Annotated in this window: 17 protein-coding genes; 2 read left to right on the top strand and 15 right to left on the bottom strand. The window is 58.2% G+C overall.

Annotated features, from left to right (window positions below):
• Positions 1-30 precede the first annotated feature (30 nt).
• A complete protein-coding gene (locus AC0V6O_RS09175; protein ID WP_486143436.1) occupies positions 31-582 on the top strand; it encodes a hypothetical protein in 552 nt (183 codons plus the stop codon).
• A 133-nt stretch (positions 583-715) separates the two neighbouring features.
• Positions 716-1,534: a hypothetical protein gene (locus AC0V6O_RS09170; protein ID WP_486143434.1), complete on the top strand. Its 819-nt coding sequence runs from the start codon at positions 716-718 to the stop codon at positions 1,532-1,534.
• Between the two features lie 46 nt (positions 1,535-1,580).
• Here the strand turns inward: AC0V6O_RS09170 and AC0V6O_RS09165 are convergent, their stop codons facing one another.
• From AC0V6O_RS09165 to mdh, 15 genes are all read right to left on the bottom strand, one after another.
• On the bottom strand, positions 1,581-2,234 hold the full coding sequence (locus tag AC0V6O_RS09165) for a trimeric intracellular cation channel family protein (RefSeq protein WP_472638973.1): 654 nt from the start codon (positions 2,232-2,234) through the stop codon (positions 1,581-1,583).
• Positions 2,231-2,938 carry a PepSY domain-containing protein gene (locus AC0V6O_RS09160; RefSeq protein WP_486143432.1) on the bottom strand — a complete coding sequence of 236 codons (708 nt, stop codon included), beginning with the start codon at positions 2,936-2,938 and terminating at the stop codon, positions 2,231-2,233. Before AC0V6O_RS09160 ends, AC0V6O_RS09165 begins: the two co-directional genes overlap by 4 nt.
• A 23-nt stretch (positions 2,939-2,961) precedes the next feature.
• The gene (locus AC0V6O_RS09155; RefSeq protein WP_486143430.1) at positions 2,962-4,308 is read right to left on the bottom strand and encodes an amidase family protein; all 1,347 of its coding nucleotides are present in this window, start codon (positions 4,306-4,308) and stop codon (positions 2,962-2,964) included.
• 99 nt (positions 4,309-4,407) lie between these two features.
• Entirely contained in the window at positions 4,408-5,493 is a 1,086-nt protein-coding gene (locus AC0V6O_RS09150; protein ID WP_486143428.1) for a serine hydrolase domain-containing protein, read from the bottom strand.
• 103 nt (positions 5,494-5,596) lie between these two features.
• Positions 5,597-6,574 carry a Rossmann-fold NAD(P)-binding domain-containing protein gene (locus AC0V6O_RS09145; RefSeq protein WP_486143426.1) on the bottom strand — a complete coding sequence of 326 codons (978 nt, stop codon included), beginning with the start codon at positions 6,572-6,574 and terminating at the stop codon, positions 5,597-5,599.
• Positions 6,575-6,593: 19 nt separating this feature from the next.
• A complete protein-coding gene (gene lpdA, locus AC0V6O_RS09140) occupies positions 6,594-8,000 on the bottom strand; it encodes a dihydrolipoyl dehydrogenase (RefSeq protein ID WP_486143424.1) in 1,407 nt (468 codons plus the stop codon).
• 12 nt (positions 8,001-8,012) lie between these two features.
• Complete coding sequence (locus tag AC0V6O_RS09135) at positions 8,013-8,588, bottom strand: DUF1877 family protein (protein ID WP_486143422.1); 576 nt, start codon at positions 8,586-8,588, stop codon at positions 8,013-8,015.
• Positions 8,589-8,597: 9 nt separating this feature from the next.
• Entirely contained in the window at positions 8,598-9,827 is a 1,230-nt protein-coding gene (gene odhB / locus AC0V6O_RS09130) for a 2-oxoglutarate dehydrogenase complex dihydrolipoyllysine-residue succinyltransferase (RefSeq protein WP_486143420.1), read from the bottom strand.
• Between the two features lie 10 nt (positions 9,828-9,837).
• Entirely contained in the window at positions 9,838-12,669 is a 2,832-nt protein-coding gene (locus AC0V6O_RS09125; RefSeq protein ID WP_486143418.1) for a 2-oxoglutarate dehydrogenase E1 component, read from the bottom strand.
• 96 nt (positions 12,670-12,765) lie between these two features.
• Complete coding sequence (sucD, locus tag AC0V6O_RS09120) at positions 12,766-13,656, bottom strand: succinate--CoA ligase subunit alpha (protein WP_486143416.1); 891 nt, start codon at positions 13,654-13,656, stop codon at positions 12,766-12,768.
• A gap of 92 nt (positions 13,657-13,748) precedes the next feature.
• Positions 13,749-14,276: a hypothetical protein gene (locus tag AC0V6O_RS09115; RefSeq protein WP_486143414.1), complete on the bottom strand. Its 528-nt coding sequence runs from the start codon at positions 14,274-14,276 to the stop codon at positions 13,749-13,751.
• 29 nt (positions 14,277-14,305) lie between these two features.
• Entirely contained in the window at positions 14,306-14,986 is a 681-nt protein-coding gene (locus AC0V6O_RS09110) for a hypothetical protein (protein ID WP_486143412.1), read from the bottom strand.
• Positions 14,983-15,603 carry a hypothetical protein gene (locus tag AC0V6O_RS09105; protein ID WP_486143410.1) on the bottom strand — a complete coding sequence of 207 codons (621 nt, stop codon included), beginning with the start codon at positions 15,601-15,603 and terminating at the stop codon, positions 14,983-14,985. The genes AC0V6O_RS09110 and AC0V6O_RS09105 overlap by 4 nt, the downstream gene beginning before the upstream one ends.
• Positions 15,600-15,902 (bottom strand): hypothetical protein, encoded by a 303-nt coding sequence (locus tag AC0V6O_RS09100; RefSeq protein ID WP_472638964.1) that lies wholly within the window; start codon positions 15,900-15,902, stop codon positions 15,600-15,602. Before AC0V6O_RS09100 ends, AC0V6O_RS09105 begins: the two co-directional genes overlap by 4 nt.
• Before the next feature lie 93 nt (positions 15,903-15,995).
• Positions 15,996-16,958 carry a malate dehydrogenase gene (gene mdh, locus AC0V6O_RS09095; protein WP_486143408.1) on the bottom strand — a complete coding sequence of 321 codons (963 nt, stop codon included), beginning with the start codon at positions 16,956-16,958 and terminating at the stop codon, positions 15,996-15,998.
• Positions 16,959-17,158 lie beyond the last annotated feature (200 nt).

Genomic DNA, 17,158 nt, shown 5'->3' with positions numbered 1-17,158 from the left:
CGTTTCGGCGCAACCCGAGGATGATACCCTATGACGAAATTGACCAAGATGTTGGCCAAGGGCACGCTCGGGACCGTCGCCGCAGGTGCGATGGCCCTGGCAACAGCAGCTCCGGCGCAAGCGCGCGACTATGACAAAAAAATTGATGCAGGTGATGTGATCGCCGGTGCATTGATCATCGGCGGGATCGCCGCAGTGGCAGGCGCCTTTGACAAGAAGGACCGCTACAAACAACGCGATTATCGCGACCGCCGCTATCGCGGGGACCGCAACCGTGGCTACAACAATGGCTACAACCACCGCGCCAGCTATAATCAGGGCAATCCGCGCCGCGCCGTAGAGCGCTGTGTCCGCACCGCAGAGCGTCAGGCACGCCGTTTCGGAGGCTTCCGCTACGCTGATGTGACCGACATTCGGGACGTTGAGCGCACCCGCTATGGCTTCCGGGTTAAAGGCCGCATCGTGGTCGAAGGCGGACGCGGCTATGGCCGGGGCTACTCAGATCGGGGCAGGTTCACCTGCTTTGTAGAGCGTGGCAACCGTCCGCAGGTCAACTTCCGTAAAATTCGCGGACTGCGTTGATCGTAGAACGATTGAATAACACGAACCCACCCAATGTATGGGCGGTTCAGGCAAGTGTAAGCCTGGGCCGCCTATGCATGTATCCAGATCAGAGCGATTGGTGGCACGCTCATCCGCAACAGGAGGGAACCCAATGGCCCATTTGAAATCACTTGGCGTGCTGGCCGGTTTGGCCGCCGCAAGCGCTCTGGCAGCAGCGCCGGCGAGCGCCGCTGACCTGCCGACCAGCCCAGTATCAAGCAGTCTAACAAGCGGGACGTTTTCCAGCGCTCCTGCGTTCGATCTTTTTACTCCAGAGGCAGAGACGGTCGAGCATCACCGCTATCGCCGTTATCGTGGCTATCGCCGGGGCTACCGTCGCCATCGCCGTGTCGGCGTGGGCGATCTCATCGCAGGAGCGGTGATTATCGGCGGGATCGCAGCAATCGCCAACTCGACATCCCGCAAGAATGAACGCCGCTATCGCGACCGCGACTATGATCGCCGTGAGCGGGATTACGACAATCGCGAACGTCGCCGAGGCGATAGGCGCAGTGAGAGCGGCTCTGGCATCGACAATGCGGTCTCGCGCTGTGTGAACCAGATTGAGCGCGATGTGCGGGTGGAAGGCGTGGATAGCGTCGACCGCACGGGCGAGGGCTGGCGGGTAACTGGCTCGCTCTACAATGGCGATCGTTTCACTTGTCAGATCGGCAATGATGGCAGGGTCAGCAATGTTGATTTTGGCGGCAGTTTCTCCGGAGCGTCTGCGGGCGATGTGGATGACCGCCAGTTGAGCGATGACCGATACACCGAGGCACGCCGCACGCGCGGCATGTCTGAGCCAGACAGCCGCTATCAAGCGACCGTGGTTCGGGCTACGCCTGAGAACTCAGCGCAGCCTGCCTATCCGGGCGGACCATTGCCGGGCGAAAGCTTTGACGACCGCGTTGATGGCGACATCGGCGGCTAAACCTTAGCCAGACGGCCTAAGTCTGAAATTCGATAGAAGGGGCGGGTTATCCCGTCCCTTTTTTCGTGAGACCCTCTCGGTAAGATGGCAGCGATATCTGCCACACGACCGCCGCCACGCGCAGCGCATAACCCGCCGCAAAGGCGATGCCCCACACGGCAATGTTGAGCAGCCCCCAATGCGGTGCGGCCAGCATCCCGGCCACGGTTAGAGATGCGCTGAGCGCTGCCGCGGTTACGTATAGTTCTGGCCTCATAATGACCGACGGACGGCCTGCCACCACATCGCGGATGATGCCGCCCACACAGCCGGTGATGATCCCCATCAGCGCGGCGGGCACTGGCGGAATACCGTAAGCGGTGGCCTTTGCCGCGCCTAGCACCGCATAGGCGGCGAGCCCTGCGCCATCGGCGATATCGAACAACTTCCCTTCCCAGAACCGCGTCGGGGTGAACCAGGCGAACAGGGCAGTGGTGAGGCAGATCGCCGCGACCCAGGGGTCCGTGATCCAGAATACCGGCGCATCGATCAGCAGGTCGCGCACAGTGCCTCCGCCGACGCCAGTGACCAGTGCAAAGAACGCCATGGTGACAAACGTCTGGCGTTCCTTGGCGGCGATAACCGCACCAGACAGCGCAAAGATTGTGATCCCGGCGACGTCGAGAATGTCTAGGACTGGGGTGAGAATCTCCTCGTTCATGACTGGATCGCTGTTTCCGCCCCGCGGCGGGTCTTGCGCCGCCGGAACATCAGGATGGAGCCAAGCAGGGAGCCGATGAGACCCAAGGCCGCGAACAGGATCAGTGTCGGGTGGCTGCTATCTTCCCGCTCTGACAAATCCATGATGTGTAGGCCCCACATGAAATCGAACCAACGCCACCAGCTGGTGCGCACCGCCTCAATCTCGCCCGTGTCGCGCCCAATGTAGATATTCGCGCCGTCCTCTAGCGCCACCTGCCACACAGGCATTGGACGGCGGAAATCAAACGGGACTTCATTCGCCTCAAAGAAGGTGACGCTGCGCACTTTATCTCCGCCGACAATACGCTTCGCCACGATCGCGCGAGCCTGAGCGCTGTCGAGCGAGGCAATGCGTTCTCCGCTGGTCATATCGACCCGGGTCACAGCGCCATCGAGCGCGGTCAAGATCGCGACCGCACGGCCATCCTGCATCACGGCGCGCATTTCCTTTAGGGCTGCCTCGCTCGTGGCAAGCTCGCTGTCTGGCAGGATCAGCGGTTGTTCCGGTGTTTCAATGCGCAGGTGATTGCCGCGCACTTCCTCAATCGGCTTGGCGACCATGAACAGGCCCGTCGCGGTCCACATCACAATCGGCACGCCGACGAGCCAACCTAGCCATACATGCCATTTGGCAAACCGCTGCATCCAGGTCTTGCGGGTCATGCCATTTCCTTTGTGGGCGAGATCTAACCGTGTAGAATTTCGCCTATGGCTTTGGCTGCATGGATGCAATCGAGATCGGACCAGCGCGGTCCCATGACCTGCATTCCGCAGGGCAGGCTGACGCCTCTGTCGGTGCCAGACCCGATGGGCAGACATGTTGCAGGGAGGTTAGGGAAGGTCGCAAGGCCTGCCCATGTGAGACCAGCGCCAGCAGCCATTTCTGCGCCGTTGACGAGCAAAGTCGCATCAAAGATGGATCCGTCCCTATGCGGCACGGCCAGCACCGGCGCAGGGGGAGAGAGGACAAAGTCATAGGCCTCAAACACGCGTTCCCATGCGATTTCGTTGCGGGTCTGCACATCCAGCAGGTCAAACCAATCGGTCGCGCTTGCGCGTTTGCCATTGGGCGCAGGCGCCCCGCGCGCCATCGCGGTGTTCAGCATCCGCAGGTAATCCGCCTGCTGCTGAGCCAGGTCGGGCAGCAGATCACTGCTCCGGTCGATGGTCACACCCGCGGCCTCCAAGGCTTTCAACGCAGCCTCGGTCGGCGTACGTACGCTGTCATCGATCGGGCTATCCGGGTAATCGAGCACGGCGAGCAAGCGGCATTGCTTTAGCGGCTTGCCGCCTTCGCGCAGCGGCATGGAGGAACCGATCCGCATCAGGGCTGCAAGGTCATCGGCATTGCGCGCCAAAGGCCCGGCAATCGACAGTGCGCCATCGTGCGCGTCTTTGCCCTTCATCGCCGGGTGATCGTGGCCATGTTTGGAGACGAGGCCCCAACTGCTCTTATGCCCCCACACCCCGCAAAAATGCGCTGGCACGCGGACAGAGCCGCCAATGTCTGTGCCAAACTCGCAAGGCACCATTCCGCTGGCCACGGCAGCGGCAGACCCGCCGGAGGATCCACCGGGTGAGCGATCATGATTGTGCGGATTGTTCGTGCGGCCGTAAACGGGGTTGTTTGATTGCCAATCGGTTAGATCGGGTGGGACATTGCTTTTGCCAATGAAGATGACGCCAGCGGCCTTGAGCTTTGCGACGAGTTTTGCATCGCGTGTCGCAATATTGCCTGCAAACTGCGTGTGCCCCCAGGATGTGGGCAAGCCAGCAATGTCGAAGCTTTCCTTGATCGTCATCGGCACGCCAAACAGCGGCTGATCATCGCGCGGCGTCACCCCGTCAAGCGCACGGGCTGCTTCGCTAGCCCGCTCAAAATCCGGCACGGCCAGCGCATTTACATGACCATCAAAGTGCTCAATTCGGATGATCGCGGCGTCGACGGCCTCCGCTGGGCTCATTTCCCCTGCGCGGATGGCAGCAGCCGTTTCGAGCGCGCCGGGTTTGTCGGTCAGTGTTGGATAGGCCAAAAGATCATCCCCTCACGGCCGGTTCTAGGGGCGAGAGGGGACAGGATCAATTGTCGTATTTGCGGGAGCGCAATCTAGCGCGGCGATTGGCCAGGATGCTCAGTTGCCGCGTGCTTTTTGAAGCAATCCCATTCCCAGCTTGGCCGCTGACCCGCCGTTCAAGTTCGCAAGGACTACGACAGTCGTTTTGGTGTCCGGGTTATAGCCAAGGAATGCGTTGAAGCCTTCAATCCCTCCACCATGCCAGATTGAGCGGCCTTCCGGCGTGTCCGTGATCAAAAGACCCATCGCATATTTTGCGCCTGCGACCGCTTCAAACTCGCTGGGGGTCGTCAGTTGAGTAAGACTGGCCTCGGACAACACTGCGCCGCCAAACAGGCCGCGCTGCCATTTGAGCAAATCGCCTGTGGTTGAATAGAGCGCTCCGGCACCGGTTGGGATCGCCATGTTCACATATTCAGCGTTCACAACCCCGTTTGCCGAAGGCGAGTACCCTGCCGCGCGCTTTGGGAGGATCTCGGCGCTGCGATCAATCCCTGTCGAGTCCATGCCGAGTGGAACAAAAAGGTTTGCCTTGACGAACTCTTGATAGCTCGTTTCGCTCACCACCTCGACGATCCGTGTGAGCATTACGAAATTGGAGTTGGAGTAACTCCACTGAGAGCCGGGTTCGAATTCAAGCGGTAGATCGGAAAACATCGCGATCAATTCATCCTGAGACGTGGGCAGGAATTTTTGTGTGCCAAAACTGTCTAATGAAGTGACATTGGGCAAGCCTGAGGTGTGTTGGAGCAGGTTTCGCACTGTGATCTCGCCCCAAGTCGCGGGCGTATCGGTGATGTATTTGCTGATCGGATCATCCACATTGATCAGTCCGCGTTCTTGCAAAAGCAGGATGGAAACAGCGGTGAACTGCTTCGTAACAGAGCCGATACGAAAGCGTGTTTCGCTGGTGTTGGCGATATCCCATTCTAAGTTGGCTGACCCCCAAGCTTGGTCGAGCAGAACTTCATCGACCTTCGCGACGAGGACCGCGCCCATATAGGCGCCGCTGTCCGCTTCCGGTTCGACCACAGCAGCCAGTTCTTCTGTGCTCTGCGCGTGGGCGGGCGCACAAGCTGCCGCGAGTGCTATTGAGGCGAGGGACAGGTTTAGCGATTTAGCAAGTGATCTTCTAAGCGCCATGCGAAGCTCCAGTGTGTTGGTGTATTATACTATCAACACACATAGGCAAATTCAGCAGGAGCGCAAGACGCTTAATCATCGCTACAAAAGACGCTTCAGCGGCTTAAAGAGACGCGAGAAAGCGGTCTTCAGCATCGTAGTCGAACAGGTCCCACGGATAGGCCGCCAATTGCGGGAAGGCATTTTGCCAATCACTAAGGTTGTGATCGCGGAGCCAATGATTGGTGTTAAAGGGGTCAGATCCCACACAGAAATATGCCAATCGCTCCGCCTTTTCATGTGAAACGACGAAAGGTTTTGGGACCGACCACGGGGTTCTTCCAACCGTTCCTACCGGTCGACCGGCGAGCTTCCGGAACTCAACTTCCCGTTCAAGCGACCCGGCGATCTCTTGCCCGATCTCCAATACCGAAGGAGCAGGATCATCGGCGATGTTGAAGATTCCGCCTCTCTCGTCACCGGCCATCTGCTGCGCACATGATGCAAGACAAAAAGCGCTGGTCGTGCTGAATTGGCTTTGGCCCTCATATGCTAATGGAATGATGCGGCGTCCATCCAGCATCCGCTTAACGAACCACAACTCGCGTGGGTGACGAGACCAAGCTCCATAGATTGCGCAGGGTCTTAGAATGGTTGCGCGGTCGCCAAACATCTCCAGTGCCTTGTTTTCCATCCGGACTTTGCGGGTAGAATAGGTGTCGGGACCGGGCGAGACAGTCGATTGCGTCTCACAGATCGCACCGTCGAATTCAGGAAAGCCGTTCTGCGCAGCCTCATCAAGTGTCCGTCCGTGCGCGTCGCAATAGACCGAAGCAGAAGAAATGACGATCAGCCGCCCGACCTTTTCGGGATTATAGCGTGTGATATGGTCTTGGTCGAAAGCGATCGTATCAACGACTACATCTGCCTCGGGTGCGCGGTGCTCACCCACACGATACTCTTCGTATCGTCCAATTCCGCTATTATGCCAGGCCGGTTTCGACCGCGCACAAATCGCCACGTCCCAGCCATGGAAACCGAATTGGTACGCCGCTGCAAATCCAATCTGACCCGCTCCAATAATCGCAACAGAACTGGTCATATCGGTACCTCCTGGCCAATCACATATGGATTGGCTTGCCTGTCACGGCCATGGCTGCTTCTTTCACGGCCTCTGCGTGTGTCGGGTGCGCATGACAGGTGTAGGCGATGTCTTCCGACGTGGCGCCGAATTCCATCGCAACCGCAGCTTCTGCGATCATCGTGCCGGCCAGGCTGGCAACGATATGCACGCCCAGCACGCGGTCCGTCTCTGCATCGGCGATGACTTTCACAAAGCCATCGGTGTCGCGGTTTGCCTTCGCCCGGCTGTTTGCCATCATCGGGAACTTGCCAACTTTGACCGTGTGGCCTGCTTCTTTCGCAGCCGCCTCAGTCATGCCAACATCGGCAAATTCTGGCATGGTGTAGACCACGCCGGGGATCACATCGTGATTGATGATGCCGGTCTCACCTGCGATGTTCTCTGCGCAGGCGATGCCTTCATCCTCGGCCTTGTGGGCGAGCATCGGGCCGGGAACACAGTCGCCAATCGCCCAAACACCGTCCACTTTGGTGCGGAAGTCGTGGCCGACTTCGATCTGGCCGCGCTTGTTGGTTTCAATTCCGATCTTATCAAGCGCCAGTCCGTCAGTGTTGGGCCGGCGTCCGATCGAGACAAGCACGTGGCTGGCCTTGATCGTTTGTTCGTCGCCTCCGGCGGATTTCTCCACGCTCAGCGTCACACCTTTTGCGGTCGCCTTCGCGCCGGTGACCTTATGGCTGAGCATCAGCTCCATGCCTTGCTTCTTGAAGATCTTGCCCGCTTCCTTGCGAACATCTGCGTCCATTCCAGGCAGCAGTTGGTCCAGGAATTCGATCACGGTGACCTTAGCGCCTAGTCTCCGCCAGACAGAGCCAAGCTCCAGGCCGATCACGCCGCCGCCGATGACGACGAGGTGCTCTGGTACTTCTTCCAGCTCCAGCGCGCCAGTGCTGTCGACGATGCGTTTGGCCGCATTGTCGACCTCAACGCCGGGCAGGGGCGTGACCGAGGAGCCGGTGGCGATGATGATGTCTTTCGCGGTGACTGTCTCGTCGCCGACCTTTACCGAATGCGCATCTTCAAATGCGGCGTGGCCCTTAATCCAGGTGACCTTGTTCTTCTTGAACAGGAATTCGATCCCGCCGGTCAGCTCACCCACGGCCTTGTTCTTCTCCGCCATCATCACGCCCAGATCGAGCTTCGGCTTGGCGGTGATGCCCCATTTGGCAAAGTGACCACCATCGGCCTCTTCAAACAGCTCAGAACCGTGCAACAGCGCCTTTGACGGGATGCACCCGACGTTGAGGCATGTGCCGCCCAAGGTCTCGCGGCTTTCAACGCAGGCCGTTTTCAGGCCCAGCTGCGCCGCGCGAATTGCGGCGACATAGCCGCCCGGTCCCGCGCCAATGACAAGGCAATCGTAGTCGTATGAATGGTCAATCATTTTTCATTTCCGTTAGTGGAAGAACACGAGCGCACTAAGTTTCTCGTCGTAGCAATGCTTTCCGAAGGAACGAAGCTCATTGGCTTTCTCTACCAACGCCGCTTGCCATTCCTCCAAATTTTCAAGGATTTCCCTTGCCTCAAAAATCTGTGCTTCGGCTAGGTCTCTCTCATTAAGGCGGCCAGTAATCTGATCGTTCGATATTTCTGACATTGCACTGTGAAATGCGTTCAAAATTTGCCTCGGTACGAAACGCGGTGGTCCGTAGCCAAGGTCGACATCGATGAAGTCCTCAAACTCTCGTTCGACCAAATCTAACGGGTTGTCGGCTGGCGGTTGGCTGCCACTCAGGGCAAATGTCAAGATAGCCCAATGCCCTGCCAAAGTTACCATTGGAGTATCGGCGAACTTATCGCGCTCCGGCGGTGATTTGACCTTTCCAAACATGCGCTTCAGAAACGGGCGGCTCTCAACTCGTCCCGAGCGTGCCGGAACACCGAAGAGGAATGGAATGAGCAAGTCGGATTGAGCCGAGATACGAGCGGCATCTTTTGGGGTAATCGCCTTCAATGATGCCGAAACACCCATGTCGCTATCTCACAAATCAATCAGCATCCGGGTTGGATCTTCGATCGCTTCCTTGATGATTTTCAGCGCGGTCACAGCCTCGCGCCCATCGATCAGGCGGTGATCATAGCTGAGCGCGAGATACATCATCGGGCGGATCACAACCTCTCCGTTGATCGCGACCGGGCGGTCCTCGATCCGGTGCAGGCCGAGAACGGCGCTTTGCGGAGCGTTGATAATCGGCGTCGACATCAGCGATCCGAACACACCGCCATTGGAAATGGTGAAGGTGCCGCCGGTCATATCCGCCATGGTCAGCGTGCCCTCTTTGGCGCGCTTGCCAAAATCGGCGATGTCTTTTTCAATGCCGGCAAAACCCTTCTTGTCGCAGTCGCGAACGACCGGGACGACCAGGCCATTGGGCGCGGACACGGCAACAGAGATGTCGACATAGTCGTGATAAACGATCTCATCGCCTTCGATGTACGCGTTGACCGATGGCACATCCTTCAGCGCGAGGCAGGCGGCCTTGGCGAAGAAGCCCATAAAACCGAGGCGGATGTCATGCTTCTTGGCGAACAGGTCTTTGTACTTGGTGCGCGCCTCGATGACCGCGCTCATGTCGCAATCGTTGAAGGTGGTTAGCAGGGCGGCGGTGTCCTGCGCGCCTTTCAAACGCTTTGCGATGGTCTGGCGCATCCGCGTCATCTTCACGCGTTCGTCATTGCGGCCAGCGCCTGGCGCGGCGGCGCCTGCAGGTGCGGCGGCGGCCGGGGCAGGAGAAGCTGCTGGTGCAGGATCGCCTTTGGCCTTCGCGGCGGCGAGGACGTCTTCCTTGGTCAGACGGCCGTCTTTGCCGGTGCCTTTGATGGTCGAGGGATCAACCCCATGCTCCAGCACCGCGCGGCGGACCGCAGGGGAAAGCGTTTGCGCGGCGGCCTGCAGATCATCGGAGCCCTCCGCTTTGGCTGCTGGTGCAGGGGCGTCCGCCTTGGCTGCGGGCGTAGGGGTGCTGGCGGAAGCATCGGCATCAATCACCGCGAGAACCGCGCCGACTTCTACCGTGTCGCCGACGGCGGCTTTATGCTCGGTCAGGACGCCTGCGATGGGCGAGGGCACATCAACGGCCACCTTATCGGTTTCCAAACTGACGATTGGCTCGTCAGCGGCAACCGCCTCGCCTGGCTGCTTGAGCCATTCGCCAATGGTGCCTTCGGTGACGGATTCGCCGAGCGCTGGGACTGTAATATCTTGGGCCATAATGGGTTCCTTAGGCCTTTTTCTTGCTGGATTTACTGGATGAATTCGAAAGGCCGAGCGCATCTGCGATCAGCGCTTCTTGCTGCTCGGCGTGCCGTTTGGCAAGGCCGGTGGCAGGCGATGCCGAGGCATCACGTCCGGCATAGATTGGCCGCATGCCATCATGTCCGGCCGCGCTCAGCGATTCCTCGATCTGATTATCGACGAAGAACCATGCGCCATTGTTCTTGGGCTCTTCTTGGCACCAGACGACCTCTTTGAGGCCCGTCATCCGTTTAAGCCGCACGGCCAGTGGATCGCCGGGGAACGGATAGAGCTGTTCAATGCGGACGATTGAGACGTCTTTGATCTTTGCCTTGTCGCGTGCCTCGATCAGGTCATAGGCGACCTTGCCAGAGCACAGGACCAGACGCTTCACCTTCTTGTCATCGATCGCCGTCGTATCGGATTTGATCCGCATGAAGTGATGATCGCCAAGGAATTCCTCGCGCGGGCTCTTGGCCATCGGATGCCGCAGCAGGCTCTTTGGCGTCATAATAACCATCGGCTTGCGGAACGGACGCAGCATCTGGCGGCGCAGCACGTGGAAATAGTTCGCCGGCGTGGTGATGTTGCAGACCTGGATATTGTCGTTCGCGCACAATTGCAGGAAGCGTTCGAGCCGGGCGGAGCTGTGCTCTGGACCCTGGCCCTCATATCCATGCGGCAGCAGCATGACGAGGCCGTTTGCGCGCAGCCATTTCGCCTCGCCGCTGACGATGTACTGATCGATCATGATCTGCGCGCCATTGGCAAAATCGCCAAATTGCGCTTCCCATAGGACCAGTGATTTCGGGTCAGCCATGGCAAAGCCATATTCAAACCCGAGCACGCCGTATTCCGACAGGGTGCTGTCATACACCTCGAACTTGCCGTGGGGCAGAGTGGTAAGCGGGATGTATTTGCGCTCGGTCTTTTGATCGACCCACACCGCGTGACGCTGACTAAAGGTGCCGCGCCCGGAATCCTGGCCGGACAGGCGCACGCCGTATCCGCCCATCACCAGGCTGCCAAAGGCAAGCGCCTCTGCCGTTGCCCAGTCGAAGCCTTCGCCGCTGCTGAACATCTCGCCTTTGGCCTTCAGCACGCGGCCCAAAGTCTTGTGAATGTTCAGATCGTCCGGAACCTCGGTCAAAACGCGGCCTAGGCTGTCGAATTGCTTTGGCTCAAGCGCGGTTTCGACATTGCGCCGCGCGGATTCGGGATCGACCGGCTTGTTGAGGCCTGCCCAGCGGCCCGCGAACCAATCCGCCTCATTCGGCTTATAGCTCTTGGATGCCTCGAATTCCTCGTCGAGCTCGGCGACAAAGTCGTCCTGCAACTGCTTCAAGGTGCTGCCCTCGATCACGCCTTCGCCGATCAGGCGTTCTGAATAAATCGCACTGACTTTTGGATGAGTGCGGATCGCATCATACATCAGCGGTTGCGTGAATTTCGGCTCATCGCCTTCATTGTGGCCGAACCGGCGATAGCACCACATGTCTATCACAACGTCGCGCTTGAAAGTCTGGCGATATTCCACCGCCAGTTTACACGCGAAGGTCACCGCTTCTGGATCATCGCCATTCACGTGCAGGATCGGCGCCATCACGCCCTTCGCTACATCGGATGGATAGGGCGAGCTGCGCGCGAAGCGCGGCGAAGTGGTGAAGCCGATCTGGTTGTTGATGATAAAGTGCAGACAGCCGCCAGTGTCATAGCCGTTCACGCCCGACAGGCTGAGGCTTTCCCACACCACGCCTTGCCCGGCGAAGGCTGCGTCACCGTGGATCAGGACAGGCAGAACCTGATCCTTCTTGTCGAGATCGTCCCGGATTGCCTGCTGCGCGCGGACCTTGCCCAGAACAACCGGGTCAACTGTTTCCAGGTGCGATGGGTTGGGGACGAGCGACATGTGCACGTCGATCCCATCGAAATTGCGATCGGTGCTGGTGCCGAGGTGATATTTCACATCGCCAGAACCGCCAACGTCCTCTGGATTGGCAGAGCCTCCGGAAAACTCGTGAAAGATCACCTTGTATGGCTTGGCCATAACATTTGCGAGCACGTTGAGACGCCCGCGGTGCGCCATGCCGTAAATGATCTCGCGCACGCCAGAGCTGCCGCCATGCTTGATCACTGCCTCCAGGGCTGGAATCATGCTCTCGCCGCCGTCTAGGCCGAAGCGTTTGGTGCCGACATATTTTTTGCCGAGGAACGCTTCATATTGCTCGCCGCGAACCACCGCCGCCAGGATGGCGCGCTTGCCCTCTGGCGTAAACTGGATCGTCTCGCCTGGGCTTTCAAACTTGTCCTGCAGGAATCGCCGCTCTTCAGTGTCGGCAATGTGCATGTATTCCAGGCCAACCTTGCCGCAATAGGTCGCGCGCAATGTGTTGTAGAGTTCGCGCACGCTGGTCCATTCCAGACCGAGCACGCTGCCGACATAGACCTGAGTATCTTCCTTGCCCGCAAGCCCGTGGAATTCGAGCGTGAGGTCAGCCGGTACATCACGGTGCGAGAGGCCCAGCGGATCAAGATCCGCCGCCATATGGCCGCGCACCCGGTAAAGGCGAACCAAGGTCATGGCAGAAATCGAAAGGCTCGCCGCCTCCTCAATCGCTGCCGGATCCATCGCTTTGTCGGCCTTCTTTGCGGCCTTTTCAACCGCCAGCTTCATGACGGTCGGATCAAGCGCCTGCGTTAGATCATCGGCCTCTTCGCCGCCGCTCAGCGGCCAATGCGCATTGCCCCACGAAGGGCCAGGCTGTGGTCCCTCTTGGTCCGGTACTTCCGGTATGAAATCTTGGCTTTCGTTACCCATCAAAGGTCACCTATTTTACCGAGCGCTCTCGGCTTCAAAGCATCTTACCAAAGCTGGGGGATAGTCCTGGGGAGGAAATATCCCTCAACAATCGCCTCAGGCAATTTCCTTAAGCATTGCATCCAGAGTGGTGCCCAACTCAGATGGTGAGGGCGACACACGGATGCCTGCAGCTTCCATCGCCGCGATCTTGTCATCCGCGCCGCCTTTGCCGCCAGACACAATCGCGCCGGCGTGGCCCATGCGGCGTCCCGGAGGTGCCGTGCGGCCAGCGATAAAGCCAACGGTTGGCTTGCTGCGGCCCTTGGCGGCTTCTGCTTTGAGGAATTCGGCCGCTTCTTCTTCCGCGCTGCCGCCGATTTCGCCGATCATGATGATCGACTTGGTTTCTTCATCATCCAGGAACAGGTCGAGCACGTCGATAAAGTTGGTGCCATTGACCGGGTCGCCGCCAATGCCAACCGCTGTGGTCTGGCCCAGGCCAACCATCGTGGTCTGATGCACGGCTTCGTAGGTGAGCGTGCCAGAGCGTGAGACCACGCCAACGCTGCCCTTTTGGAAGATGCTGCCCGGCATAATGCCGATCTTGCATTCGCCCGGTGTTAGAACGCCGGGGCAGTTCGGTCCGATCAGGCGTGAATTGGAGCCTTCGAGTGCGGCCTTAACCCGCACCATGTCGAGCACAGGAATACCCTCGGTGATCGCAATGATCAGCTCAACTTCGGCATCAATCGCCTCGCAAATGGCGTCACCAGCGAAGGGCGGCGGCACATAGATGCACGATGCGGTCGCGCCGGTTTCAGCCTTCGCCTCGCGCACGGTGTTGAAATTGGGTAAGCCAATATGTGTCGTGCCGCCTTTTCCAGGCGTAACGCCCGCAACCATTTGCGTGCCGTAATCCAACGCCTGCTGGGTGTGGAACGTGCCCGTGTCCCCGGTCATGCCCTGGGTGATGACCTTGGTGTCTTTGTTTACGAGAATGCTCATTGTGGTTCGAAACCTCTGATGCAAAGTGAATGAAATGAATTCCTGACCTCAGTTGAGCATGGCCAGAAGATTTGTGGATGTACTCTATGCCATCATTGCGCGCCGGAAATTTGCTTTCCAACTTGAATGCGCATGCTGGTGAATTTTTCGTCGAGTGATGCAACCTCGTAGATCGTGTCGCCTCTCTCAAAGGAAACGCTGTTGGAAATGTCGCGGCCGGTGGCGCGGTAACCCGACGCAGGTTGATCGAGGTAGGCTGCGATCTGAGTTGCCGCCATAATGCTGTTGCCGGGTATAGCCATTTGGCAAGTGCCACCGAAACCCTCTCTTTTGGAACCGATGCTGGTGTCTTTGCCAATGAAAAACAGTGTTTTGCCGTCTTTAGAGAGAGCGAGTGCTCCTGGTTCATCCCAGAATGCACTATCGCCTGCACTGGCAGGTTTGGTCCAACCTTCTGACCCAAGCTTCGCACTGGTGCCTTCAAAATCCGCATGAAGCTGCTCGCAAGTGTGGGTGGCCATTACGGCTGGGTTCACTTCCGGATCGAGTTTCTCTTGCGCGTAGGCACCAGATGAAAGCAAGGCTAGCCCCGTCAAAACTATGGTTCTGGAATTCAGCACATTACGTCTCCCAATATCTTTAAGCATACTTATCGCTGTTTGCTTTCTTCGGTGTCGGAATTGGATTGTTCTGGCGTCAATCGGTCTTGATCGGCTTGAGGTTTTGTCAAAGCCTCCAATCCGGTGAACTCGGTAAGAATGTAAAAACCTGGATACAGCACATCGTCGGGTAAATCCGATATACTGGCGGCTCCGAAATGACTGTTCGTATATCGCGCGCCAGTAACCAGATGTTGCGGAGCAACGCTTTCCCATATCCACCAACCATCGCGATAATCGCCGGGCGAGTTAGTATTGGCAAAATCCGGTTGGACGCCAAGTATCCCGCCCAATAGTCGGCCGTCTGGCATGTACGGGAAATCATCGATAACGGTGATGCAGGAATACATCTCTTCGCCGTCGACTGATGTCCACCGAGCCATCGAATGGTCAATTACGTGACCATGCAATGTCACACTAAACACACGTATTGTTGGATCTGGATCATCGGCCCAAGTCGCCCCTGCTAGCCGTTCGGCCATCAGCGGCTTAGGCTCTGACTGTTCAGTCCAACCTTCACTGCGCAATTCACCATTAGGCTCGTAAGCTGCCGCATCGTTGCATTCGACCAGATGCCGGTCGGTCGCCTCGACCAGTGCCATCGGCGCATCATGCGCTGCGGCAGGTGCGGCAATTGCGGCGAGCAAGGCGACTGGGAAGAAGCGCATCACTCCGCAGTTCCCACTGTATCTGATTTGAGAGCCACGCCGTCGAATTTAAAGGCGTCTGCCAATTGGCTGCCCGGCGGAATGTAGAACACTTGGAAACTGTCGTGACCAGGCTGAGTGCCCGGCTCCCAATCGGTGATTTGGACACCATCTTGATCGATGGCTTTGGTTGGCTCTCGGTCCAGCCATTCAGCCACCGTTTCAGGAGGGATCACGCGCGTTTCACCCATATCGAACAGGCGGCAGGCGCTGACCCGCGTTCCATCGATCATTACCTCAGACAGAACCACGTATAGCTCTTCGCCTGCGACAGTCTTTTTAAAGACCTGCATGTCGCTCATGGTACCGCCAGCCTCTGTGACGGCCGATCCGCCAGTTTCGCGGGCGAAGTTCAGAAAAATGACGAGCTTGGTAGGTGCAAACGTGGAACCCTCTTGCCAATCCGCTGCGGTCAGCGAAGCAGCGGTCCCCGCTTGGTTTTCAACCGAACCACATCCTTCGCGAAAGGCATTGAGCACTTCGAGCGCTGGATAGGCGGCATCGCCCTGACCATGGCCAATGTGCGCCGCCGCTGGTGTGGCTGCTGCGAGGGCAATCAAGGGGAGGAGGGCGCGCTTCACAATGTCTCGCTGGCCTCCGCCGCCTTGCTCTTCATCCGCGCACGAATGAGCACGATGGTGGAGATGATCATGCTGATGATGCATCCAGCCCACATTGGGAGGAGCGGGATGAGGATAAACGCATGCGGGCCGAGGCCAGCGATGGCCAGGCTTGCGATCGACAGGACGAGCACAGCAGCGATAGAGATCAACGCTGCCTTTGCGCTCATAAAACGCTGGATAATCAGCCCTAGGATGATCGGCGCAACAACAAAGCCGAGCATAAAGAGGGTAATCCCCAAGTCGTCAAATTCCATCATATTTGCTCTCCTGTATCAGTGCCCAGTACTACCCACGCGCCGGAGCGGTCGCTGCAAAAACAATCAAGGAGAAGAGGGGAGCGCATGAGCGCATTAGCTCAGCGAGCTATCCAGACCCTTACACGCATCAAGCAGTTCTTCGACTGCATCAACGCTCACCTGGAAACCGGCCTTGGCAGTTTCGTCGAGTGCGATCTCTACGATCCGCTCAACCCCGCCAGCGCCAATTACAATCGGCACGCCGACATACAGGCCGTCAACGCCGTATTGCCCATCGAGATAGGCCGCGCATGGTAGGACGCGCTTCTTATCCTTGAGGTAGGCCTCGGCCATTTGGATCGCGCTGGTCGCCGGAGCGTAGTAAGCTGAGCCATTGCCGAGCAGTCCAACGATCTCGCCGCCGCCCTTGCGGGTGCGGTCAACGATGGCGTCCATCTTCTCTTGTGTGGACCAGCCCATCTTGATGAGGTCCGGCACAGGAATACCTGCAACGGTCGAATATTCGAGGATCGGAACCATGGTGTCGCCGTGTCCGCCCAATACGAAGGCCGTGACGTCTTCCATTGACACATCAAATTCGTCAGCAAGGAAGTGACGGAAGCGCGCGCTGTCGAGCACGCCCGCCATGCCGACGACCTTGTTGTGCGGCAGGCCAGAGAATTCGCGCAGCGCCCAAACCATCGCATCTAGCGGGTTGGTGATGCAGATTACAAACGCGTCTGGGCAATTGGCCTTGATGCCTTCGCCAACCGCCTTCATCACTTTCAAATTGATGCCGAGCAGGTCATCGCGGCTCATTCCCGGCTTGCGCGGGACGCCAGCGGTAACGATCACAACATCGCTGCCCGCGATATCGGCGTAATCGGTGGTGCCTTTGAGGTTCGCATCGAAACCCTCAACAGGGCCGGATTGCGAAAGGTCGAGCGCTTTACCCGCAGGCATGCCCTCTGCAATGTCAAACAGGACAACGTCACCCATTTCTTTCATCGCTGCGAGGTGGGCGAGAGTGCCGCCAATCATTCCGGCGCCGACGAGTGCGATCTTATTGCGTGCCATGTTCTTGCAAAAACCCTTCTGTAGATATCGGCGGGACGAAAGCTAAGATGTTGCATGTGTGATGCGCAGCGACCGTCCCGAGCAGCTGATGCATCTGCGTTTCGGAAGTTGGATTAATCCTGCGGATAGGGGATTGCAACCGACAAAGGTCTTGATGTCGCAACTATTTTTGTGAATAGTTCGCAGTAGCGATAGCGTGG

The sequence above is a fragment of the Erythrobacter sp. JB2-19 genome, assembly GCF_057365005.1.
Note: the sequence above shows the minus strand (reverse complement) of the source record. Positions and strands in the feature narration are given on the sequence as shown.